This window comes from Kribbella amoyensis (assembly GCF_007828865.1).
GTDB lineage: Bacteria > Actinomycetota > Actinomycetes > Propionibacteriales > Kribbellaceae > Kribbella > Kribbella amoyensis.
Genome location: NZ_VIVK01000001.1, coordinates 2,955,100 through 2,975,978, shown reverse-complemented (window position 1 = coordinate 2,975,978; position 20,879 = coordinate 2,955,100). Strand labels below are relative to the sequence as shown.

Genomic DNA, 20,879 nt, shown 5'->3' with positions numbered 1-20,879 from the left:
TGACGGCTCAGCAGCTTGACCCTCCGGTGACCGGAGGCCGCAACGTGATCACAAGGTCAACCAGCGAAGGGAAACTCCCGTGATCACCAGCATCTTTCCGACCATCTGCGCCGACGACGTCGCGGCGACCTGTGACTTCTACGTCGAGCTGCTCGGCTTCCGGGTCGTCTTCGACAGCGGCTGGTACGCCCAGCTCGAGAGCCCGGACGGACACCGGCCCCAGCTGGGCATCGTCGAACGCGAGCACGAGAGCGTGCCGGAGAGCTTCCGCCGCCGGCCCGCGGGCGTGCTGATCGCGATCGAGGTGGACGACGTGGACGCCGTGCACGAGCGCGCGTCGGCCGCCGGTCACACCGTCGCGCTCGCACTCCGCAGCGAGGACTTCGGCCAGCGCCACTTCATGACGGTCGACCCGAGCGGCACCCTCATCGACGTCATCACGCCCATCCCGCCCTCCCCCGAGTTCGCCGCGGCCTACGCGCACCAGACCTGATGCCGGCCGACTCGGCGGGCATAGGCTTTGACGGCGCCGACGAACCGAGCAAGGAGACCTAGTGAGAGCAGAGCAGATCACCGCCGCCGATGCCGCCCACGGCGAGGGACCGGTCTGGTGGCCGGGCTGGGGTGGACTGCGCTGGGTCGACATGCTCGTGGGCGACCTGCTGCACCTGGACGAGCGGACCGGCGAGGTCGCGCGGCACCACGTCGGCAAGGTCGCCGCGATGATCCGGCCGCGCGCGTCCGGCGGGATGATCCTGGCCGGCGAACACACGATCCAGGTCACCGACGAGCCGGCCGGCCCGGCGACCACGATCGCCACCCCGCTGAGCGATCCCGCGGTGCGGTTCAACGAAGGCGGCTGCGATCCGCACGGGCGGTTCTACGTCGGCTCGATGGCGTACGACGAGTCGCCGGGCCGTGGCGTCCTGCTCCGCGTGGACCAGGACCACCAGGTGGAGACCGTCCTCACCGGGGTCACCATCTCGAACGGCCTGGCCTGGAGTCCCGACGGGAGCCGGGCGTACTACGCGGACTCGACGACGCACCAGATCGACTCGTTCGCCTACGACGAGGACGCCGGGCTGCACGATCGCAAGACGTTCGTCCGGATCCCGGCGGAGCAAGGTGTGCCCGACGGCCTCACCGTCGACGCCGAAGGAGGGATCTGGGCCGCGCTCTGGGAGGGCGGCGCCGTGCATCGGTACTCCCCGGCCGGTGAGCTGGACCAGGTCGTCGAGCTCCCGGCGGCCAAGGTGACCGCTTGCACCTTCGGCGGCGACCAGCTCGACCGGCTGTACATCACCACTTCGCGCCACGGCGAGACCTCACCGGTCCCGTCGGCGGGCGCCGTGTTCGCCGTCGAACCGGGCGTCCGCGGCCTGCCGACCCTGCCGTACGCCGGGTGAGCGCCGCACCGACCCGGGCTCGCACTCTCGCCGCCGTCCTGGCGGTCGTGCTTGCCGTGCTGCCGCTGACCGGATGCGAGTACCTGGAGGCCGGCGCCGATCCGATCGGCGGCACCACGAGCCCGGCGCCTCGGCCGAGCGGTTCGCCGCCGGTGGCCGGGACGGCGAAGCTGATCCGGGCCGAGCTCGGGCAGGCGAAGGTCCGATCCCGGCCCGACGTCGCCGGGTACAAGCGGGACAAGTTCGGGCAGACCTGGACCGACGACCACACCGGCGCCGGGGGACACAACGGGTGCGACACGAGGAACGACATCCTCGCCACCCAGCTGACCGAGGTGCAGTACCGCGAGCGCTCCAAGTGCGTGGTGGTCGCCGGGACGCTCGCCGACCCGTACACCGGTCGCCGGATCGACTTCAGGAAGGCGGCCGCGACGGCGGTCCAGATCGACCACCTGTACCCGCTCGCCCGGGCCTGGGACATGGGCGCGTCCCGCTGGCCGCAGCAACGCCGGGTGGACTTCGCCAACGACCACACGGCGAACCTGCTGGCCGTCGACGGTCCGGCCAACGCGAGCAAGGGCGACAACGGTCCGGGCGAGTGGCTGCCGATCAACCGTGGCTACCGCTGTACCTACGTCCTGCGGTACCTGCAGGTGGCCCGCAAGTACGGCCTCCCGATCACCACCGACGACCGGACGGCCGCACTCGCGATCACGAACACCTGCCCGTGATCAGCCGGCCAGCTCGATCCCGAAGCCGGGGCGGTCGGAGAGGGTGAAGTGCCCGTCGGCCAGCTCGTACCCGTCGCCGTCCGTCCCGAGGGTGTGGCCGGGAACGCCCTCGACCAGCGGGATGTTGCCGAGCCCGGCTGCCAGATGCGCGGCGTACAAGGACTTCAGCGGGAAGCCCCAAGCGTGCGGTGACGCCTCGGTGGACGCCTCGACGAGCTTCGGCATGAGGTGGCGCCACGCGGTGAGGCCGTACCCGGTCACGTCCATCAGCGCGATGTCGAGCAGCCCGTCCTGGGCGAGCCGGAGGATGTACGCGTCGTCCGGGTCGAACTCGCCGTCGGCGATCTTCGGCTGCCAGGACAGCGTGCCGAGGTGCTCACGCAGGAACCGGTAGTCCTCGTACCGCTCGGCGAACACCTCCTCCAGCCAGTACAGCCGGCAGTCGGTCACCGCGGCCAGGTACTCGACCAGGGCGTTCACGGTGAACCCGTCGTTCGGGTCGACCAGGATCTCGGCGTCCGGGTACAGCTCCCGGGTCAGCCGGGTCACCTCGATGTCCCGCTCGAGCCCGGCCTGGGACGGCATCCACCGGTACCCGCGGCCCAGCTTCAGCTTGAAGTCGCGGAACCCGAGCTCGTGGTCCTGGGCCAGGTTCGCCTTGATCGCGGTCAGCCCGGCCGGCGCGTCGGCCGGGTCGAGATCGTCGAGGTAGATCCCGCCGCTGTACGCGCGCACCCGCGGATCACCGGTCGCACCGAGCATCGCGTACACCGGGACACCGAGCACCCGCGCGGCCAGGTCGTGCAGCGGATAGTCGAGGAACACCGCCCCCGGGTCGACCACCCCGACGGCCGGGTCGATCAGCTCGGCCAGGTTCCGCCCGATCAGCGCCGCTGGGTCACCAGGCCCGAGCGGCAACCCCCAGCCGGTGACCCCGCGATCCGTCTCGACCACGTACACGGTCTCGGTCCCACCCCGGCCGTGGTGGCCCCGGAACGAGTTCCGCCCGACCTCGCGGACGTACTCGGCCCCGACCTGGGCTGTGGAAATCCCGCTGACGACGTGCTCCGAGAGAGCCATCGATCTCCTTCGTCCGAGCGACAGTGCTGCCGAGTATGCCCACTCGGGCCGCCCTCACCCGGCCCGATCTCACGACCTGTCGATCGAGTTCGCCCCGAAGTGGCCGGCGAGGAGTTCCAGCGCCTCGGTGACTTCCCGGAGCCGCTCCGGGTCGTCGGTGCCGAGCGCCTCGGCCAGCGCCGGCCCGATGTCGGTCGCCCGGACCTCGGCGACCCGGGCGGACACCTTGTCGGCCTGGCGGACCCGGACCCGGCGGCGGTCGGTGGGGTCCTCGACCGCCCGGACCGAGCCGGCCTCCTTCAACCGGGCGACGGCGGTCGAGACCTGGCTCTGCGGCAGACCCGTGCGACTCGCGATCTCGCCGACCGAACTGTCCGGGTGCGTCGCGATGTCGCTGGCCACGATCAGCACGGTCCGCGCGCTGCCGGCGTACTTGCCGGCGCCGCCCGGTGGTTCCGGCAGGGCCTCCTCGCCGACCTTCATCAGGGTCCGGCCCAGCAGGAAGAGCTCGACTCCGTTCACGCCGGCAGACTACATCTGTTTCGATTCATCGATCTTGATGTATCCAAATCGATGGAATAGTCTGAACCGCATGCCAGAGTCACTCGTAGTCCCCGGAGCGGTCCTGCACTACCAGGTCCGCGGCACCGGCCCGGTCCTGCTGATCGCGCAGAGCGGAGAGGGCGACGCCGACCGCAGTACGGATCTCGTTGCCCAGCTCACCGATGCGTACACCGTGGTGACGTACGACCGCCGCGGCCTCTCCCGAAGCCGGCTCGCGGATCCCGGACGCGGCGTCACCCTGGCGGAGCACACCGATGACGCCCACCGGGTCCTGGCGGCCGTCACCGACGCGCCCGCCCTGATGCTCGGCTGCAGCCTCGGCGCCGTCATCGGCCTGCGGCTGGCCCGTCTGCATCCCGAGCAGCTCAGCACCCTGATCGCCCACGAGCCCATCGCGCCCGGCCTGCTCGCCGAGGGCACCCGGATCCGCCACCGCCAAGAGCTCGCAGATCTTCGCGCTCGCTATCTCCGCGACGGCCTGGCCGCCACCGTGCCCGAGATCGCCCGCACCCTCGGGATCGACCCGACCCATGCCGACGCCGAACCGGATCTCACGCCCCAGCCGATGACCGAGCGCCGGCTCGGCAACTTCGACCACTTCCTCCGGCACGACTTCCCCGCCGTCCTCGCCGACGACTTCGACTACACCGACCTGGCCACCAGCGGGCTTCGCATCGTCCCGGCCGCGGGCCGCAGCACCCCGGCCACCGTCTTCGACCGCCAGTGCGCCGTCGCCCTCGCCGAGCTCGTCGGCCACCCGGTCGTGGAGTTCCCGGGCGGCCACAACGGCAACACCAGCCACCCGAAGGCGTACGCCGAACGCCTCCGCGAGGCCCTCGCCACCTCTCCCTAACCACCCATCCCCGCCACATCCCACACACCCCACCCCACACACCCCACCCCACCCCCGCACCCCACCGCACGCACCCCACCGCACGCACCCCACCGCACCGCACCGCAGCACTTTGTGCGCGAGCCAGCCGTATCCCCCCGGCCCGGGGCGGCCGGTAAGTGCACAACGTGCGCCGCAGGTAGCTGACGCGCGCACAAAGACCTGCCCAGCGGGGCAGGAACGCCGAGGCCGCCCACGGCGAGGCACAGCCAGCCCACACCTCACCACCCACACACCGCCACCATCACCCCCGCCCGCCGCCTCCGCCGCCGCCGCTGTCTCCGCCGCTGCTAGTGCCGCCGCCGCTGTCTCCGCCGCTGCTAGTGCCGCCGCCGCTGTCTCCGCCGCTGCTAGTGCCGCCGCCGAAGGACGCCACGTTGTGCGCGGGCCAGCCGTTTCTCGCAGTCCAGGGTGGCCGGTGAGTGCACAAAGCAGGCCGGGCCTGGCTGACCGGTGCACAAAGCGCGGCCTGGCCGGCATGGCGGGTCAGCGCTTGTGCGCGCATGGGGCGGGGCGCCTGCCGCGGGTACGCGGTACGCGGGTACGCGGGTACGCGGGTACGCGGTACGCGGGTACGCGGGTACGCGGTACGCGGGTACGCGGGTACGCGGGTACGCGGGTACGCGGTACGCGGGTACGCGGTACGCGGGTACGCGGTACGCGGGTACGCGAGTACGCGAGTACGCGAGTACGCGGCACGCTGGCGTGTGGTGTTGCCGGGGGATGGCGTGCGGGTAAGGGTGCGGGTCCTGGGAGGTGGGTCAGGGCTCGTGGTCTTGGTGCGGTGGGGTGCGGATTGTTTGGGCTGACTGATGCGGGGGTTGGTCGTGTGTGGCGGTGCGGGGTGGCGGCTGGACCGTTTCAGTCGGTGGGCTCGATGCGGGCGAGCCAGGTGGTGAGGAGGCGTTCGAGGCGGGCGGCCTCGGCCGGGGTCAGCAGGTCCAGGAGGCGTTGTTCGTTGGCGATGTGGGCCGTGAACGCCTTGTCGATCAGGCGTTTCCCGGCCGGGGTCAGGCGGACCATCCGGCCGCGTCCGTCGGCGTCGCTGCGCCGGCGACGGACCAGGCCGGCCTCCTCCAGCCGATCGACCCGTTTGCTCACGGCCCCTGTCGTCACCATCGTGTGCAGCGCGATCTCGCCCGGCGCCCGCTCGTACGGCGTCCCCGCGCGACGCAACGCGGCCAGGACGTCGAACTCGCCCTCGGACAGCCCGTACTGCGCGTAGACGAGGTTGAGCTCGCCGGTCAGCCGCAGCGCGATCCGGTGCAGCCGGCCGATCACCCCCTGCGGGCGGACGTCGAGGTCGGGCCGCTCGGTCGCCCAGGCCGCCTGGATCCGGCCGACGTGGTCCAGTTCTTCGGTCACCCCGTCACTATAACTTCCATGGAAGATACAATGTCTTCCATGGAAAACAGTTTGCGGTGGGCCGCCGTCACCGCGATCGCCCCGGTGGCCTGGGGCACCAACTACTACGTGACGCACGAGTACCTGCCGGACGGCCACCCGTTGTACGGCGCCGTGATCCGTGCGCTGCCCGCCGGGCTGTTGCTGCTCGCGCTGGCCCGCCGGCGGCCGACCGGCGACTGGTGGTGGAAGGCCACCGTGCTCGGAATCTGCAACGTGGGGGCCTTCTTCGCCCTGATCTACCTGGCGTCCAAGCTGCTCCCGGTCAGCCTGGCCGCCACGATCATGTCGACGTCCCCGCTCGCGATGGGCCTGTTCGCGTGGGCCCTGCTCTCCGAACGCCTCACCCTGCCCGTCGTCGCGGGCGCGATCCTGGGGATCGGCGGGGTCCTCCTGATGCTCGGCACGGCCCACTCGGCGGTGGATCTCCGCGGCGTCGCGGCATCGCTGGCGGCGGTGACGATGTCGTCCTGCGGCTACGCGCTGGCCAAGAAGTGGGGCCGGCCGGGCGACCTCCTCGCGACCACCTCGTGGCAACTGGTCGCGGGCGGCGCCGTCATGATCCCGGTCGCGATCCTCGTCGAAGGCGCGCCCCCGTCCCTCGACCTCCCGGCCGTCGGCGGATTCACGTACGTCGTCCTGGTCGCCACGGCCGGCGCGTACCTCGCCTGGTTCGCCGGACTGCGGTACCTGAACGCGGCGTCCGTCGGGCTCATCGGCCTGCTCAACCCGGTCACCGGCGTCCTGCTCGGGACCACGCTGTCCGGCGATCGGCTGTCGCTCCGGCAACTCCTCGGCATGGCGTTGATCCTCGGCGGGATCCTGCTCAGCCGCCGGGGACCACGCACCCCGGTCCCGGGCCGTACGCAACCGTCGCCGACCCGGATCGGTGCCGGCGATCGGTGTTAGAGATCTGTGAGAAGTCAGGAACTCCGGCGGTTCGGGCGCTACGGTCGCCCGATGCCTTGGGATTCCCTGCTCACGATCGTCGGCCTGGCCATCAGCGTCTGGGGTGTCGTCGCGGCCGTGCGGTACCAGCTGATCCGGGGCTCCGCGCTGATCCTCGGCGGCCTGCTTCTCGGCCTGCTCGGCAGCACCTACCTGGACTGACCGGGGTCGGCCCGCCGACGGATTAGAGTGCGGGTCAGTGGAGGTGGCCGAGTGCGCTACGAGGAGTTCCTGTCCCGGTACAAGGACGCGTACGGCGCGTGGGAGCTGGGCACCGGCGATCCGCGGACCGCGCTGACCGCCCTGGCGGAGCTCGTGCCGCAGATCGACGATCCCGATCGGCAGCAGACCGCGATCTTCCTGCTCGGTGAGTGGGAGGCGGAGCTGTCACCGGAGACGCAGGAGCGGATGTCCCGGGCATCGGCCGTCGTCGCGGACGCGCAGGGAGCGTCCGGCAGTACCGAGGAGCGGATCGAGCAGGCCGAGGCGGCCATGCGGCAGGTCACCGCGATCGCGCAGGAGACCACGGACGAGTCCGAGCAGTACACCCTGCTCGCCCTGAACGAGCCGCTCGCGCTCCTGGTCGACAGCTGGCGAGCCGAACCGTGACCCCGGTGGGGAGGCCACCGAAAACCTTCGAAGAGCTGCTAGCGGTCCAGGCCGACGCGGCCGTCGCCCTCTCCGGCGCCGACCACTCGTGCTGGAACGGCGAGGTCGGAAAGACCAGGAAGCCTGCCGACGACAAGGTCGTCGTCCTCGGCACCGCCACTTGGAAGCACAAGCTCCGCTACGACGACAAGCGCGTGCTCCGGGCGCTCGAGGACATGTACGAGCACAGCGGCGTCCGGCCCAGTGACCAGAAGCTGCTGTGGTATCGCAACGCGTTGAAGTCGGTCCTGCACGAGAACTCGCACCTGCTCGCCCGCCACGGAACGACCTTCCGCGACGCCCGCGAGGCGTACCGGAACCACGCGGTCCACGCACTGGAGGAAGGCGTCGCCGAGGCGTACAGCGTCCGCCACCTGGACGACTACATCGACGAGCTGGGGCTGGAGGAAGTCGCCCCGGGCCTCAAGGACCTGGCCGGCCGGAGCACGTACCCGAAGTACGCTCCGGCCGCCTTGCACCTGGCCGACCAACTCGGGGCGGCGACCGGCCTGGACACCAACGAGGTGCTACGCCGGTTGACCGTCGTGAATCCCGCCGAGAAGTGGCCGGTCGTCGCCGACCTCGTGCTCGAGGCGAACCAGTTGCACGAGGTGGTGCCCTCCGCCGAGCTCCCGGCCGCCAAGGCCCGGATCGTGACGGCCATGCAGAGCCATTTCGCCGGGCTGACCACCCTGAAGGGTGAGCTGGCGGAGGTGCGCGGCAGCTCCGCCGAGGCCGGCCGGCAGGCGTTCGCGGCCGGCCAGGCGGTCGCCGGCGAGATCGGCCGCCGGTTCGCCCCGCCTCAGACCATGTCGAAGGAGATCGCCGCGGCGACCACGGGCATCAGTCCGCTCCGTACCCTCAGACCGCTGCCGCCCGGTTCCACCGCCGATCCCGACCGGAGACCGGTCCACGAATCCCCCCGGATCGCCGGCCCCGAACGCGGCTGAGCTTCAGCCCTGGACGAGTTGCTGGCCGCCGTCGATGTCGAGGGTGGCGCCGGTGATCGCGGTGTTCGTCATCAGGTGGACGGCCAGGGCGGCGATGTCCTCGGGGCCGACGACGCGGCGGATCGGGAGGGTCGTGCGGAGCTGGTCGCGGCGGGCTTCGAGCTGGTCGCCGAGCAGGGTGGCGGACAGCGGGGTGTCGACGAAGCCGGCCGCGATGAGGTTGGCGCGGACCGGGGCGAGCTCCAGGGCGAGGTTGCGGGTCAAGGCGGGCATCGCGGCGGTGAGCGCGCCGATGATCGACAGGCCCTCCGCGACCCGGCGGCCGCCGGTACCGCCCATGAAGAGCAGGGTGCCGCCCGGCCGGACCTTCTTGGTGGCGTGCCGGGCCACCTCGATCGGCAGCAGCAGGTGCGACTCGACGTCCCGGCGGACCTCGGCCGGATCGAGGTCGGCCAGCGGCGCGTAGTACGGGCCGGGGCCGGTGATCAGGACGTGGTCCACCTGGTCGGGCAGGTCGTCGAAGAACCTGTGCAGCGCGGCGAAGTCGAGGGCGTCGAACGCGGCGGTCGTGGCCCCGAGTTCGCGGCCGACCTCCTGCAGGCGGTCCGCGGACCGGGCCGTGACGATCACCTCGGCGCCCTCCGCGCGGGCCAGTCGGGCCGTCTCCAGACCGATGCCCAGACTCCCACCGATCACGACGACCGTCTGTCCGGTCAGCGAAGGCACAGTGGATGCCATTTTCTCCTCCAGTCGGTGCGTCAGTGCGAGCTGGTCACCGGCAGGGCGCACCCGTGGTGCGGAGCCGGCGGGGCGAGGCGCGGGGCGTCGGCGCGTTCGTTCGAGACGAAGAGGCCGGCCACGATCGCCGCGCCGGCGCAGACCGCTCCGAGGACGATCATCGCAGGCCGGTACCCGTCGGTGAGGGACTCGGCCAGGCTGCTGCCCGCACCGACACCGAGGAGAACCGGGACCAGGGCGATCGCGGCCACGGCACCGACCCGGGCCGCCGCGTCGTTCACCGCCGAGGCCTCACCGAGATCGGCGTCGCTCACGGCAGCGAGTACGGCGGCCGTCAGCGGCGTCACGGTCAGACCGAGCCCGGCACCCTGGACGAGGGCCGCCGGCAGGATCGCGGTGAGGTACCCGGACCCTGGTTCGACCTGAGCCAGCAGCACCTGCGCGAGCGCGATCAGCACGATCCCCGCGACCATCAGCCACCGTGGTCCCACCCGGGACACGAGGGAGCCGCTGAACGGCGAGAGGATCAGGAACACCACGGACGCGGGAATGAGCGCCGCCCCGGACTGCGCGGCCGTGTACCCGAGCTTCAGCTGGCACATCACCACGAAGAGGTACCCGGCCGCCGCCAACGCGCCGTACAGCAGCACGGTCACGACGTTGATGGCGTCGAACTGCCGCGAACCGAACAGCGACAACTTCAGCATCGGGGCCCGCTGACGTCGTTCGTACGGCAGCAGTACCACCAACGACACCACCCCGACCACCCCGGCAACGAGGACCCGTGGACTCGACCACCCCGACGCGGCGCCCTCCGACAACGCGTACACCACGCCGCCCAGACCGAGGGCGCCGAGGACCGCGCCGACCACGTCGACCGAGAGCGACCGGCTCGCCTGACTCGGGTCCGGGACGGCCCGCAGGACCACGAAGACGACCAGGATCAACGGGATCGGTACCAGGAACACCCAGTGCCAGGACGCGTGGTCGATGAGCCAGCCACCGGCGTACGGGCCGACGGTGGTCATCAAGGTGGAGAGCCCGGCCCAGATCCCGATCCCGCGCGCCCGGTCGGAGACGCGCAGGGTGCCGTTCAACAGGGCCAGGCTGATCGGGACGACGAGGGCGGCGCCGACACCCTGGACGGCCCGGGCGCCGATCAGCCACTCGATCGAGGGTGCGGTCGCGCAGAGCACCGAGCCGGCGAGCATCACGCCCAGGCCGATCACGAGGATCCGCCGGCGGCCGAACCGATCGGCGAGCGCCCCGGCCAGCAGGAGCAACGCCGCGACCGCCAGCAGGTAACTCGTCAGCGTCCACTGGACCGCGGTGACGCTCGCGCCGAAGTGCGTACCGAGGGCCGGCACCGCGACGTTGACGACGTACGCGTCGTACCAGGCGACGCCGGACGCCAGCACCGTCGCGGCGATCAGTGCGGCGCCGGCCCGGCTGCGCAGCGGGACCAGCGCCTCCGCACGGGCCGGCGATCCGGCGGCGAGCTCGCTCATCGCGATCCGCTCACTGCGGCAGGTCCGCGCCGGACTGCTCCGCCACCAGGTACGCGGCGTACCAGTCGGGCCAGTTCTCGTCGTACTCGCCGCCGGAACGCTTCTCGTGCTCGCCGTGCGCGGCGGCCGCTCGCCGGAGCGCTCCGGCCAGGTCCGACGTCGAGGCGTACCCGGTCACGCCGCTGTCGATCCGGCCCGGCAGCCGCGTGGTCAGCTCCTGCAGCATCCAGCCGTTGCCGTCCGGGTCGTTGAAGGTCACGTACGACGCGTAGCTGCGGCGGTCCGGATCCGGCCCGGGGGCCCGCACGTCGGGGTCGAAGAACGCGTAGCCGCCGGTGCCGTCGTGGTACACCTCGCTCGCGTCGACGCCCTTGTCCACCAGTTCCTGCCGCGCCGCCTCGATGTCGGTGACGGCCAGCACCATGAACTGCGACGACCCCGGCGTGGACGGGGACACCCCGGTCCCGAAGATCACCGAGCACGGCGACCCCGGCGGGGTGAACTGGAGTAGGCGGGCGTCGCCGTTGCGGAAGTCCGCGTCCACCCGCCAGCCGAGCCGGTCGTAGAACTCGGCCGCGCGGTCGACGTCGGACACCGGGATGACGATGACCTCGAGCTTGTAGTCGGACCTGCCCGCTCTCGCGCCGGTGGTGCCGTCAGGCCGGAGTTCGGTACTGCTCATGGCTGCCTCCAAGGGTCGTTGGGCCTGAGCCCGACCCTCGCCCCTGGCCCGGCCGCCTCGCGCCCGTGGTACTCCCTGGTCGATCCCTGGCCAGGGCGGGCGGCCCGGGTCTCAGTCCCCGGCGGAGCGGAGCGCGTCGCGGAGGTCCTTGCGGGAGCTGATCGCGAGCTTGGTGAAGATCTTCCGCAGGTGCCACTCGACCGTCCGCGGGCTGAGGAACAGCCGGGCGCCGACCTCGGGATTCGACAACCCGTCCCGGGCGAGCAACGCGATCTGCTTCTCCTGCGGGGTCAGCTCGTCCCGGGTCGCTCCCGCGGACCGCTTCCGCACGGTCTCACCCGTCGACAACAACTCCCGGCGAGCGCGCTCGGCGAACGCCTCCATTCCGATCGAGGTGAGCATCTCGTGCGCGGTCCGCAGCTGGCCTCGCGCGTCGACGCGGCGACTCTGCCGGCGCAACCACTCCCCGTACAGCAGATGCGCGCGAGCCAGCTCAGGCCCGATCAGCGTCCGCTCCAACCGCTCGATCGCGTCCCGGTACGACTGCTCGGCGACCTTGCCCTCGCCGACCAGGGCCCGTGACCTCGCCTCGACGCCGAGCGCCCAGTCGGTACCGGCGGCGCTCGTTGCCTCCTGCAACCGTTCGAGTCCGGCCGCGGCGACGTGCGGTTTCCCGCTCCGGACAGCGGCCTCCACAAGCTCGGGCAACGCCCACGCGGACAGGAACAGCTCGGGCGTCTCCTGGCTCGCCTGCTCGGCAGCGGTCAGCGCCTCGTCGTACCGGCCGAGGCCGTTGGCCAGGATCGCGGAGACCCACTGTCCGTACTGCACACCGATGCCCTGGCCCCCGGCGGCGGCGTCCTTGGCGGCGGCCGTGATCAACGGGGTCGCCTCGGCCGGACGACCCTTCATCGCGGCCAGCAGCATCGCCGCGTACGGCGCGATCCGGGTCTCGGTGGCGTCGACGACGGCGTGGATCTCGGCGATCGCGGCCTCCGCCTCGGGGAAGTCGCCGCGCCACGCGACCAGGATCGCGTGCGCGGTCAGGTCGATCGGCAGCCGGGCCAGGGCACCCGACCTGCGGGCCAGCCGGAGCTGCCGGACGTTGATCCCGTGCCAGGCGCCGTCGTCCCAGAGCACGTTGGACGGCACCGTGGTCAGCCAGCCCCAGCGGAAGTTGTCCTCGATCGACACGTCCCGCGCGGCGAACGCACCGGTCGCCCGCCGGAGGATCGGCGCGGCCGCGGCCCGCCCCGCCATCACCAGCGTCGCCAGTCCTTCCAGCAACAGGTCGGACGGCCGCGGCGACTCCGCCCGCGGCAGCGCCAGCGCGGCCCGGGACGCTTCCCGCAGACTGCCGGCGGTCGCCAGCCGGCCGGCGAACAGCGCCGCGCCCCAGGCGTCCAGGTACGTCTCCCGGGCGAGGTCGAGGTCGAGGAGTTCCCACTGCTTCGCCGCCTTGAGCAGCAGGGGCGGCGCATCGCTGCCGTGCCCCGACGCGAAGGCGATCTGGCCGCGCAACAGGTTGGTCCGGGCCCGCTGGTACTCGTCGAGCACCCCGACCTCGGCCGTCGCGAGCAGCCCGAGCGCGGAGTCGAACTCCCCGGCCAGCAGACTGACCTGGGCCGCTCCCAGCGCGCGGTCCGCCCGCCGCGCGAAGTCGTCGGTCAGGGCGACCGACCGTTGCAGGAACGCCGCCGCGGCCGCCAGCCCTCCGCGGGCCTGGGCCCGGCCGGAGGACCGCTCGAGGGCGGCCGCGACGTGCTCGTCGGGTCCCGGCGCGGCCGCGGCCAGATGCCACACCCGCCGATCGGGATCCGCCTTCGCGTCGGTCACCTCGGCCAGCGCCAGGTGCGCGGCCCGGCGGTCCTGGGCCGAGGCGGCCCGGTACACGGCCGACCGGACGAGCGGATGGCGGAACGTCACCCGCTCCCCGATCGCCAGCAGGCCTTCGGTCTCGGCGCCGGTCACCGCCTCCGGCCCGACACCCAGCCGTTCGGCCGCCCGCCGGACCAGCAACGGATCACCCACCGACTCCGCCGCCGCGATCAGCAGGAGCAACCGGGTCTGCTCGGGGAGCTCGCCGATCCGGGCCAGGAAGCTCGACTCGATCCGCCGCGGCAGCTCCTGCGTCCCCGGCAGCCCGAATCCGCCGGCCAGCTGCGCCACCGTCAGTCCCCGCGGCAGTTCGAGCAGGGCCAGCGGATTCCCACCGGTCTCGGCCACGATCCGGTCCCGGACCCGCTCGTCCAGGACGAACCGGACCGCCGAATCCAGCAGCGCTCGCGCGTCGCCGATCCGCAGGCCGGTGATCTCCAGCTCCGGGAGCGCGTGCAACTCGGCGGTCGGCCGCCGCGTGCCGAACAGCATCCCGACCGGCTCGACCACCAACCGGCGCGCGACCACTCCGAGGACCTGCGCGGATGCCCGGTCCAGCCATTGCGCGTCGTCCACCACGCAGACGAGCGGCCCGTCCGCGGCCAGCTCGGACAGCAGGCTGAGAACGGCCAGCCCGACCAGGAAGCGATCCGGCGGTCCCCCGTTGCTCAGGCCGAAGACCGTACCCAGGGCGTCTCGTTGCGGATCCGGGAGCCGATCCAGCCGGTCCAGCATCGGTGTACACAGCTGGTGCAGGGCCGAGAACGCCAGCTCCATCTCGGACTCGACGCCGACCGCGTGCAGTACCCGGAGCCCGGTCGCGCCGTGCACGGCGTACTCGAGCAGGGCCGTCTTGCCGACGCCGGCGTCACCGCGCAGCACCAAAGAGCGGCCGGCCCCGGCCCGCACCGCGGCGACCGTCTCGTCGAGGACGGCACACTCGGTCCGCCGTCCGCGCAACCTCCCCGGCCCACCCCAGACGGACGGGTCCCCGCGTGTCTCCACCAGACATCCGCCTCCGACCAAGCGGTGAAAGGATCCGTGCCGGCAGGTCCCCCGCCGAGCAGCAACCTCCCCAGGTTAGGCGTGCCTTCGGCGGCCTGGCTACCACGAGATTCTGCTGTCTCAGCCGGTGACGATCCCCGCGACCAGGTTGATCGTCGCGGCCAGGATGACCGTTCCGAAGACGTACGAGAGCAGACAGTGACGCAGCACCACCGCGCGGATCGCGGTGCTCCCCACGTCCGTGTCCGACACCTGGTAGGTCATCCCGAGGTTGTAGCTGAAGTAGAAGAAGTCCCGGTACGACGGCGGCTCTTCGGTGGTGTTGAAGTCGATCCCGCCGAGCGGGTCGCCGTAGTAGAGGTGCGCGTACCGGGCGGCGTACATCAGGTGCAGCACGGCCCAGTTCAGAAAAACACCGGCCAGGCCGATCGCGGCGGCCGTGTTCCTGGTGCCGGAGCGGTCCAGGATCAGCACGAAGACGATCGCGGTCAGGCTGCCGATCGTGGCCGCGACCACGAAGAGCTCCTCGACGACGGGCCGGAAGTCCTCGCGGCGCGCGTTCCGCCGGGTCGCGTCGGCCGTCATCGGCCAGAGCACGACCACCCCGCTGAGGACGAACAACGCCGCCAGCACCGCGATCCCGGACAGCACGCCGAGCGCGGCGGTCCAACCCAGCCCGACGATCGCCCCGACGATCGCCCCGGCCACGACCGAGATCAGCAGGCGGGCCACCGGGGACGTGGGCATGCCCCGCATCATAGAAGCCGCCGCGCTTCGGGCGGCCGAACTCAGCCCGGCTCGCCGAGCTGCTGGGTGGTGCGCTCGACGACGATGCTGGTCGCGTACCGGGTGGTGCCCGGGGGTTCGACGTCGCTCCAGCCGCCGGTGTACTTGGTCGCGATCGCGCGTTCCAGTTCGAGGCCGGGATCGGCGACCAGCTCGCTGATCCGGCCGCGCAGTTCCAGGTAGTAGGTGGGGCGGTCCGGTTCCACGACCACGACGGAGATGCGCGGGTCCCGGCGCAGGTTGCGCAGCTTCTGCCGGCCGTCGACCAGGCTGATCCGGACCCGCTCGCCGTCGAAGAGGAACCACAACGGCGTCGTCTGCGGCTCACCGCGTTTGCCGATCGTGGACACGAACGCGACCGCCCGGGAGGCGAGCAGGTCGTGGAACACCGGCGGAATCTCCATCTACGTCAACTCCCGTGAGCGAGGCGAGGCAGGACGGCGAGCAGGGCCCGTTTCTCGGCGGCGGTGAGGTCGCCGAGGAACTCCTGCTCCATCGCCCGGACGGCGGCCCGGGCGGCCCGGAACCGGTCCTGTCCGGCGCGGGTCAGACCGACGGTACGGGCCCGCCGGTCCGCCGGATCGGGCGTCCGGATGACGAGACCGTCGGCCTCGAGGGTGTCGAGCAGCGCGATCAGGCGGGTCTTGTCGTAGCCGATCGCCTGGGCCAGCGCCTGCTGGGTCTCGGCCGGCCGCTCGGCGAGCCGGGTGAGCACCGCGTACCCCCACATCGACAGCCCGTGGCCGGTCAGCAGCGGTTTCTCGGCGAGCATCAGCCGGCGGGCGATCAGCCCGAACAGGGCGCCGAGATCCTCGCTCTCCATGGCTGCATCCTAGGGATGGAAATTAGTAAGCAAGTGCGTATGATCTACACATGCCTACTAACTCTTTGCTGCGCGCCGAGACCCGCAGCCTCGCGATCGACGCCCCGCCGGCCACCGTCCTCGACTTCCTCGCCGACCCGCGGAACCTGCCCCGCTGGGCTCCCGGCGTGGCGAAGTCCGTCCGGGTGGACGGCGACGACTGGCTCCTCGACAACGGCGAGACCGAGGTCCGGATCACGCCGCGCACGTCCCTCCGGCACGGCACGGTCGACCTGCTGACCGGCCCGGGCGCCGGGGTCTTCACCCGGGTCCTGCCGAACGGCGACGGCAGCGAGTACCAGTTCACGCTGTTCTTCCCCGCGGACACGCCCGAGGCGGCCGTCGAGGATCAGCTGAAGATCGTCGAGGCGGAGCTCCGGACCGTCCGGGACCTCTGCACCCGGTAGTTCGTCCCGTGGCCGGTCAGCCGCGCCGGCGGATCGTCGCGTGCCATCCCGGCGCGCCGTGCTCGTCGTGAAACCTGGTCCGGATCCGGACCGGCTCGACGACCTCGACGGTCCAGCCGGCCGCGGGATCGAAGGCCGCCCGCAGCTCGTCCTCGCCGACGGGGTGCGGGCCGGTCCCCGGTCCCCGGTCGCTGAAGCAGAACAGCTGCACCACGCCTTCTGGTACGAGAACCTGGGCCAGCCCCGCGACGTACGCCGGTCGCTCCCCGGTGTCGAAGCTGTGGAACAACGCGCTGTCCAGCACCGAGTCGAACCGGCGTCCCAATCGCTGCAGGTGCAACGCGTCCGCGGTCGCGAACTCGGCCTCGATCCCGCGGGCCTTCGCCTTCTCCCGCGCCATCGCGAGTGCCGTCTCGGCCACGTCGACGCCGAGCACCCGCAATCCCGACGCCGCGAGGTGCAGCGCGTTCTCGCCGCTCCCGCAGCCCGCGTCGAGGACGTCCCCGGCGAAGCCGCCCGCGGCCGCGACCTCGACGACCGCCGGCTGCGGCCCGCCGAAGTCCCACGGCGCCGGGCCGTCGGTGTACGACGCGTCCCAGGGCTGACCGGCCATCCGTTCGTGGCTGGTCGGCGGCCGGCCACCGTACGGATCACTTGCCGCCATCGGCCATCACCTTCGCCTCCTCGGCCATCCGGTAGTCGTGGATGGGCCGGTACCGGTCGTACAACATGGTCAGGATGCTGACCAGGAAGACGAAGAACAGCGTGTCGTCCAGGGACAGGTCCTCCCGGCGGCGCCGCAGCACCACATCGGCCAGGAACACCAGCCCGACGTTGGTCGCGAACACGACCCCGAACGAGACCAGCGCCGAGTCCCACCCGTACCCCCGGCGCGCCGACCACAGCCCGATCGCGGAGTTGATCACCACGAAGATCGCGATCCCGGTGAACACCTCGAGCTCGCTCGCCTCGACCCCGGGCAGCAGCTGACCGAAGATCACGCTGATCAACCCGATCAGGAAGATCTTCTCGACCGCGGCCGAGTCGAGCACCTTGCGATGGGCCGCCTGGTACGCCGCCCGCTCGTGCGCCTCGTCGATCCCGGCCGGCAGCGGATCCGCGCGCAGCCGCAACGACCAGTCGGCCGGACGCAACCGCGGCCGCACCACGAAGTACAGGACCGCGGCGAGCCCGAGCAGGCCGGCCAGGACCACCGGGCCGAACCACGGCACGTCGGCGACCGTCTCGGTGAAGTCGAGCTGGGCCACGTGCACCCAGTACTCCTGCGGCAGCTTGATCACGATCCAGATCCCGGCGGCCAGCAGCACCCAGAACTTCAGCGAGTACCGGACCGCGTTCCACCGGGTCCGGATCGCCTCGTACGCGATGAAGTAGTACTCGAAGGTGTTCGGGAAGACGAGCAGCACCCAGCGCAACCCGGTCAGCTCGAACAGCACCACCCCGGCCTGCCGGTAGAAGAACAGGAACCGGTTGACCTCACCGGCCGCCCGGTTGGTCCAGTTCCGCAGCCCGGCCAGGTACGCGATGGACAGGTAGAACACGTCCATCGCCTTGTCGTAGCTCTGGTAGAACGGCGGGTCGTGGCCGAACGCCTGGAAGATCGACTGGTCGGCCGCGTCCAGCACAAGGCACCCGAGGATGGCGGGCAGCGGGAAGCGCGGAATCAGCAGCGGCAGCCCGAACCGGGCCAGGACCACGCCCCAGAAGACGACCTCGACACTCATCTCGGACCCTTCACCGCCTGTCCCTTCAGCTCCGCGAGTACTCCCCGTCGGCCGACGTGACCTCGGCGCGGTGATCCGCTGCCAACGATGAAGCCAGTTCGAGGGTCGCGGTGTCCAGGTCGGCCGGTTCGAGGTCGCTCTGCGCGGCGTACGCGGCGAGGACGCGGCGCTCGACGGCTTCGGCGGTGAGGCCCGGGACCTCGGTCGACACCGACCCGACCGACGCGGCGTCGAACGGCAGGTCCAGGTGGCGATAGACCTCGGTCAGCAAGGGCCGCAGGACCTCGTCACCACCGACCACGACCAACGCGCTGAACAACCAGCCGTTGCGGACGATCCGCTGCCCGGTGCCGACCAGCTTGACGACTCCACGAGCGTTGACGCTGTGCGCACCCGGGCAGTACTCACCGGGGACCGCGCCGACGCGGGCATCGATACCGACGTCCCGCAGCACGTCGGCGTACAGGGTGCCGAACTCCTTGAAGCGTGTCTCCATCCCGTCCGGCGCGAGCTGTTCGTAGTTCACGTGGTCGATCACCAGTGCGTCCGGCGTGTACGCGACCGGGCGCCCGCCGACCGCCCGGACCAGTGACTCGAAGCCGGCCGACCGGGCCGCCTCCACCGCGGCGCCGAACCCGGGCAGCCGCGTGTCCCGGCGACCGAAGACCACGACCGGCGCGGACGGCCGGTAGATCCGCAGCGCCTCACCCACTTCGCCGGCAGCAACGCGCCGCACCAGCGCATGGGCGACGGCCAGCTCCAGCGCCTCGCCCCCACCACCCGATCCGCCGCGATAGACCCGCACACCGGCATCGTGCCACGCCGCGCCCGCACTCGGCGGCAACTGACCGGCACCAGCGATGGACGTCGGGTAGACATCAGATGTTTCGCCTGCCAAAGTGGAGGACGATCCGCTCGGCTCGCCGCGAGAGTCGGAGCTAACATCAGACCTCTGGAGGAAGTAGCTATGAAGTTCGCGCGTCTGGGAGCGGTCGGCCAGGAACAGCCCGTGGTGATCGCCGACGACCGGACCTACGACCTCCGAGGGCTCACCCGCGACCTCGACGGCGAGTTCTGGGCGTCCGGTGGTCCGGCCCGGGTCGCCACCGCGCTCGCGGCCGGGGACCTCCCGCTGCTCGACGGTGCCGACAGCCTCCGGATCGGCGCCCCGATCACCAAGCCCGGCGCGATCGTCTGCATCGGGATGAACTACGCGGCCCACGCGGCCGAGTCCGGTGCCCAGCCGCCCACCGTCCCGGTGCTGTTCTTCAAGGCCCCCAACACGTTGGCCGGTCCGAACGACCCGGTCACGATCCCGCGCAACAGCGTGAAGACGGACTGGGAGGTCGAGCTCGGTGTCGTGATCGGCAAGCGCGCGTCGTACCTCGACTCGCCGGCCGAGAGCCTCGACCACGTGGCCGGCTTCGTGGTCGCCAACGACCTGTCCGAGCGGGAGTTCCAGCTCGAGGTCTCCGGCGGCCAGTGGAGCAAGGGCAAGATCGCCGCCGGGTTCAGCCCCGTCGGCCCGTGGCTGGTCACCCCGGACGAGATCGAGGCCGGCAAGCTCGGGCTGCGCAGCTTCGTCAACGGCGAGCCCCGGCAGGACTCCAGCACCGCCGACCTGATCTTCGACGTCGCGCACATCATCCACCACCTGAGCCAGTACATGGTGCTCGATCCGGGCGACCTGGTGCTGACCGGGACGCCCGAGGGCGTCGCGCTGTCCGGCCGGTTCCCGTACCTCGCGCCGGGTGACGTGGTCGAGCTGGAGATCGACGGCCTCGGCCGCCAGCGGCAGGAGTACGTCGCGTTCGGAGCGGGCCGATGAGCGGCGAGTACGAGGGGCTGGTCGCGCTCGTCACCGGGGGCGCGTCCGGGATCGGCGCGGCCGTCGCCGCCGAGCTCGCGAGTCGCGGTGCCCAGGTCGCCGCCCTGGACCTGGACCCGGCCGGCGTCCCGGACGGCGTGCTCGGGCTGAAGGCCGACGTGACGAACGACGAGAGCGTGCGGCAGGCGGTGGACCAGGTGATCGCGACCTGGGGCCGGCTGGACGTGGTGGTCAACAACGCCGGAATCGGTGCCCAGGGCACCGTTTCCGACAACTCCGACGAGCAGTGGCACCAGGTGTACGACGTGAACGTGGTCGGCGCGGTCCGGGTCAGCCGGGCCGCCCTGCCGCATCTGCGGAAGTCGCCCGCGGCCGCGATCGTCAACGTCGCCTCGGTCGCCGCGACGGCCGGGCTGCCGCAGCGCGCGTTGTACTCGGCCACCAAGGGCGCCCTGCAGTCGCTCACGATGGCGATGGCCGCGGACCACGTCCGGGAAGGCATCCGGGTCAACTGCGTGAACCCGGGAACGGCCGAGACGCCGTGGGTCCAGCGGCTGCTCGACTCCGCCCCCGATCCGCAGGCCGAGCGGGCCGCCTTGGATGCCCGACAGCCGCACGGACGCCTGGTCACGGCGCAGGAGGTCGCGCTCGCGGTCGCGTACCTCGGCGGCCCCAACTCGGGCTCGACCGTCGGCGCCGCCCTCGCGGTCGACGGCGGTATGGCCGGTCTACGGCTCCGCCCGGTCGGCTGACCCCGAGTCCGCGCAACCCGCGATGAACCGTCGGCCGCGCCCTAGACTGCGAGCCCGACCCGGCA

24 protein-coding genes are annotated in these 20,879 nt (G+C 71.7%); 11 read left to right on the top strand and 13 right to left on the bottom strand.

Annotated features, from left to right (window positions below):
• Nucleotides 1–79 precede the first annotated feature (79 nt).
• From FB561_RS14205 to FB561_RS14195, 3 genes are all read left to right on the top strand, one after another.
• On the top strand, nt 80–493 hold the full coding sequence (locus FB561_RS14205; RefSeq protein WP_145806852.1) for a VOC family protein: 414 nt from the start codon (nt 80–82) through the stop codon (nt 491–493).
• Between the two features lie 61 nt (nt 494–554).
• Nucleotides 555–1,406, top strand: a complete 852-nt coding sequence (locus tag FB561_RS14200) for an SMP-30/gluconolactonase/LRE family protein (protein WP_145806850.1) — start codon at nt 555–557, stop codon at nt 1,404–1,406.
• Complete coding sequence (locus FB561_RS14195; protein WP_238334810.1) at nt 1,403–2,137, top strand: HNH endonuclease family protein; 735 nt, start codon at nt 1,403–1,405, stop codon at nt 2,135–2,137. Before FB561_RS14200 ends, FB561_RS14195 begins: the two co-directional genes overlap by 4 nt.
• Here the strand turns inward: FB561_RS14195 and FB561_RS14190 are convergent, their stop codons facing one another.
• Both FB561_RS14190 and FB561_RS14185 read right to left on the bottom strand, forming a co-directional pair.
• Nucleotides 2,138–3,217 (bottom strand): mandelate racemase/muconate lactonizing enzyme family protein, encoded by a 1,080-nt coding sequence (locus tag FB561_RS14190; RefSeq protein ID WP_145806848.1) that lies wholly within the window; start codon nt 3,215–3,217, stop codon nt 2,138–2,140. It abuts the gene before it with no gap.
• Between the two features lie 69 nt (nt 3,218–3,286).
• The gene (locus tag FB561_RS14185; protein ID WP_145806847.1) at nt 3,287–3,739 is read right to left on the bottom strand and encodes a MarR family transcriptional regulator; all 453 of its coding nucleotides are present in this window, start codon (nt 3,737–3,739) and stop codon (nt 3,287–3,289) included.
• A 70-nt stretch (nt 3,740–3,809) separates the two neighbouring features.
• Between FB561_RS14185 and FB561_RS14180 the strand changes: the two genes are divergently transcribed.
• Entirely contained in the window at nt 3,810–4,634 is an 825-nt protein-coding gene (locus tag FB561_RS14180) for an alpha/beta fold hydrolase (RefSeq protein WP_145806845.1), read from the top strand.
• A 900-nt stretch (nt 4,635–5,534) separates the two neighbouring features.
• Here FB561_RS14180 and FB561_RS14175 read toward each other — a convergent pair.
• Complete coding sequence (locus FB561_RS14175) at nt 5,535–6,038, bottom strand: MarR family winged helix-turn-helix transcriptional regulator (RefSeq protein WP_145806843.1); 504 nt, start codon at nt 6,036–6,038, stop codon at nt 5,535–5,537.
• Nucleotides 6,039–6,077: 39 nt separating this feature from the next.
• Here FB561_RS14175 and FB561_RS14170 point away from each other — a divergent pair, with 39 nt between their 5' ends.
• The 4 genes from FB561_RS14170 to FB561_RS14160 are packed head-to-tail and all read left to right on the top strand — an operon-like array spanning nt 6,078 to nt 8,623.
• Nucleotides 6,078–6,986, top strand: coding sequence for a DMT family transporter (locus FB561_RS14170; RefSeq protein ID WP_202880615.1), 909 nt, complete (start codon nt 6,078–6,080; stop codon nt 6,984–6,986).
• A 51-nt stretch (nt 6,987–7,037) separates the two neighbouring features.
• Entirely contained in the window at nt 7,038–7,187 is a 150-nt protein-coding gene (locus tag FB561_RS37895; protein WP_170284669.1) for a hypothetical protein, read from the top strand.
• Between the two features lie 51 nt (nt 7,188–7,238).
• Nucleotides 7,239–7,634 (top strand): hypothetical protein, encoded by a 396-nt coding sequence (locus FB561_RS14165; protein ID WP_145806839.1) that lies wholly within the window; start codon nt 7,239–7,241, stop codon nt 7,632–7,634.
• A 5-nt stretch (nt 7,635–7,639) separates the two neighbouring features.
• Complete coding sequence (locus tag FB561_RS14160; RefSeq protein ID WP_145806837.1) at nt 7,640–8,623, top strand: hypothetical protein; 984 nt, start codon at nt 7,640–7,642, stop codon at nt 8,621–8,623.
• 3 nt (nt 8,624–8,626) lie between these two features.
• On the opposite strand, the gene FB561_RS14155 is transcribed toward FB561_RS14160, so the two are convergent.
• The 7 genes from FB561_RS14155 to FB561_RS14125 all read right to left on the bottom strand — a co-directional run bounded on the left by FB561_RS14155 (nt 8,627) and on the right by FB561_RS14125 (nt 16,043).
• The gene (locus tag FB561_RS14155; protein WP_145806835.1) at nt 8,627–9,361 is read right to left on the bottom strand and encodes an SDR family oxidoreductase; all 735 of its coding nucleotides are present in this window, start codon (nt 9,359–9,361) and stop codon (nt 8,627–8,629) included.
• Between the two features lie 20 nt (nt 9,362–9,381).
• Entirely contained in the window at nt 9,382–10,869 is a 1,488-nt protein-coding gene (locus FB561_RS14150; RefSeq protein WP_145806833.1) for a DHA2 family efflux MFS transporter permease subunit, read from the bottom strand.
• Nucleotides 10,870–10,879: 10 nt separating this feature from the next.
• A complete protein-coding gene (locus tag FB561_RS14145; RefSeq protein ID WP_145806831.1) occupies nt 10,880–11,551 on the bottom strand; it encodes a VOC family protein in 672 nt (223 codons plus the stop codon).
• A 111-nt stretch (nt 11,552–11,662) separates the two neighbouring features.
• Complete coding sequence (locus FB561_RS14140; RefSeq protein ID WP_145806829.1) at nt 11,663–14,434, bottom strand: ATP-binding protein; 2,772 nt, start codon at nt 14,432–14,434, stop codon at nt 11,663–11,665.
• A gap of 120 nt (nt 14,435–14,554) precedes the next feature.
• Nucleotides 14,555–15,181 carry a DUF1345 domain-containing protein gene (locus FB561_RS14135; RefSeq protein ID WP_238334809.1) on the bottom strand — a complete coding sequence of 209 codons (627 nt, stop codon included), beginning with the start codon at nt 15,179–15,181 and terminating at the stop codon, nt 14,555–14,557.
• A 41-nt stretch (nt 15,182–15,222) separates the two neighbouring features.
• Nucleotides 15,223–15,624: a PPOX class F420-dependent oxidoreductase gene (locus tag FB561_RS14130; protein WP_145806825.1), complete on the bottom strand. Its 402-nt coding sequence runs from the start codon at nt 15,622–15,624 to the stop codon at nt 15,223–15,225.
• A 5-nt stretch (nt 15,625–15,629) separates the two neighbouring features.
• Nucleotides 15,630–16,043 (bottom strand): MarR family winged helix-turn-helix transcriptional regulator, encoded by a 414-nt coding sequence (locus tag FB561_RS14125; protein ID WP_145806823.1) that lies wholly within the window; start codon nt 16,041–16,043, stop codon nt 15,630–15,632.
• Nucleotides 16,044–16,093: 50 nt separating this feature from the next.
• On the opposite strand from FB561_RS14125, the gene FB561_RS14120 reads away from it, so the two are divergent.
• Nucleotides 16,094–16,489, top strand: coding sequence for an SRPBCC family protein (locus FB561_RS14120; RefSeq protein WP_145806821.1), 396 nt, complete (start codon nt 16,094–16,096; stop codon nt 16,487–16,489).
• A 16-nt stretch (nt 16,490–16,505) separates the two neighbouring features.
• Here FB561_RS14120 and FB561_RS14115 read toward each other — a convergent pair whose 3' ends face one another.
• The 3 genes from FB561_RS14115 to FB561_RS14105 are packed head-to-tail and all read right to left on the bottom strand — an operon-like array spanning nt 16,506 to nt 19,039.
• The gene (locus FB561_RS14115; RefSeq protein WP_202880614.1) at nt 16,506–17,153 is read right to left on the bottom strand and encodes a class I SAM-dependent methyltransferase; all 648 of its coding nucleotides are present in this window, start codon (nt 17,151–17,153) and stop codon (nt 16,506–16,508) included.
• The gene (locus FB561_RS14110) at nt 17,140–18,234 is read right to left on the bottom strand and encodes a hypothetical protein (protein WP_145806819.1); all 1,095 of its coding nucleotides are present in this window, start codon (nt 18,232–18,234) and stop codon (nt 17,140–17,142) included. The genes FB561_RS14115 and FB561_RS14110 overlap by 14 nt, the downstream gene beginning before the upstream one ends.
• A gap of 25 nt (nt 18,235–18,259) precedes the next feature.
• Complete coding sequence (locus tag FB561_RS14105) at nt 18,260–19,039, bottom strand: lipoate--protein ligase family protein (RefSeq protein ID WP_145806817.1); 780 nt, start codon at nt 19,037–19,039, stop codon at nt 18,260–18,262.
• 162 nt (nt 19,040–19,201) lie between these two features.
• Here FB561_RS14105 and FB561_RS14100 point away from each other — a divergent pair, with 162 nt between their 5' ends.
• Both FB561_RS14100 and FB561_RS14095 read left to right on the top strand, forming a co-directional pair.
• On the top strand, nt 19,202–20,062 hold the full coding sequence (locus FB561_RS14100; protein ID WP_145806815.1) for a fumarylacetoacetate hydrolase family protein: 861 nt from the start codon (nt 19,202–19,204) through the stop codon (nt 20,060–20,062).
• Nucleotides 20,059–20,814 (top strand): SDR family NAD(P)-dependent oxidoreductase, encoded by a 756-nt coding sequence (locus FB561_RS14095; RefSeq protein ID WP_145806813.1) that lies wholly within the window; start codon nt 20,059–20,061, stop codon nt 20,812–20,814. Before FB561_RS14100 ends, FB561_RS14095 begins: the two co-directional genes overlap by 4 nt.
• Nucleotides 20,815–20,879 lie beyond the last annotated feature (65 nt).

Excerpts from the sequence above, each read along its gene's own strand:
- FB561_RS14115 (WP_202880614.1), bottom strand. The coding sequence starts at position 17,153 with ATGGCGGCAAGTGATCCGTACGGTGGCCGGCCGCCGACCAGCCACGAA.
- FB561_RS14155 (WP_145806835.1), bottom strand. The coding sequence starts at position 9,361 with ATGGCATCCACTGTGCCTTCGCTGACCGGACAGACGGTCGTCGTGATC.
- FB561_RS14110 (WP_145806819.1), bottom strand. The coding sequence starts at position 18,234 with ATGAGTGTCGAGGTCGTCTTCTGGGGCGTGGTCCTGGCCCGGTTCGGG.
- FB561_RS14100 (WP_145806815.1), top strand. The coding sequence starts at position 19,202 with ATGAAGTTCGCGCGTCTGGGAGCGGTCGGCCAGGAACAGCCCGTGGTG.
- FB561_RS14130 (WP_145806825.1), bottom strand. The coding sequence starts at position 15,624 with ATGGAGATTCCGCCGGTGTTCCACGACCTGCTCGCCTCCCGGGCGGTC.
- FB561_RS14125 (WP_145806823.1), bottom strand. The coding sequence starts at position 16,043 with ATGGAGAGCGAGGATCTCGGCGCCCTGTTCGGGCTGATCGCCCGCCGG.
- FB561_RS14180 (WP_145806845.1), top strand. The coding sequence starts at position 3,810 with ATGCCAGAGTCACTCGTAGTCCCCGGAGCGGTCCTGCACTACCAGGTC.
- FB561_RS37895 (WP_170284669.1), top strand. The coding sequence starts at position 7,038 with ATGCCTTGGGATTCCCTGCTCACGATCGTCGGCCTGGCCATCAGCGTC.
- FB561_RS14120 (WP_145806821.1), top strand. The coding sequence starts at position 16,094 with ATGCCTACTAACTCTTTGCTGCGCGCCGAGACCCGCAGCCTCGCGATC.
- FB561_RS14135 (WP_238334809.1), bottom strand. The coding sequence starts at position 15,181 with ATGCCCACGTCCCCGGTGGCCCGCCTGCTGATCTCGGTCGTGGCCGGG.
- FB561_RS14170 (WP_202880615.1), top strand. The coding sequence starts at position 6,078 with ATGGAAAACAGTTTGCGGTGGGCCGCCGTCACCGCGATCGCCCCGGTG.
- FB561_RS14095 (WP_145806813.1), top strand. The coding sequence starts at position 20,059 with ATGAGCGGCGAGTACGAGGGGCTGGTCGCGCTCGTCACCGGGGGCGCG.
- FB561_RS14190 (WP_145806848.1), bottom strand. The coding sequence starts at position 3,217 with ATGGCTCTCTCGGAGCACGTCGTCAGCGGGATTTCCACAGCCCAGGTC.
- FB561_RS14145 (WP_145806831.1), bottom strand. The coding sequence starts at position 11,551 with ATGAGCAGTACCGAACTCCGGCCTGACGGCACCACCGGCGCGAGAGCG.
- FB561_RS14150 (WP_145806833.1), bottom strand. The coding sequence starts at position 10,869 with ATGAGCGAGCTCGCCGCCGGATCGCCGGCCCGTGCGGAGGCGCTGGTC.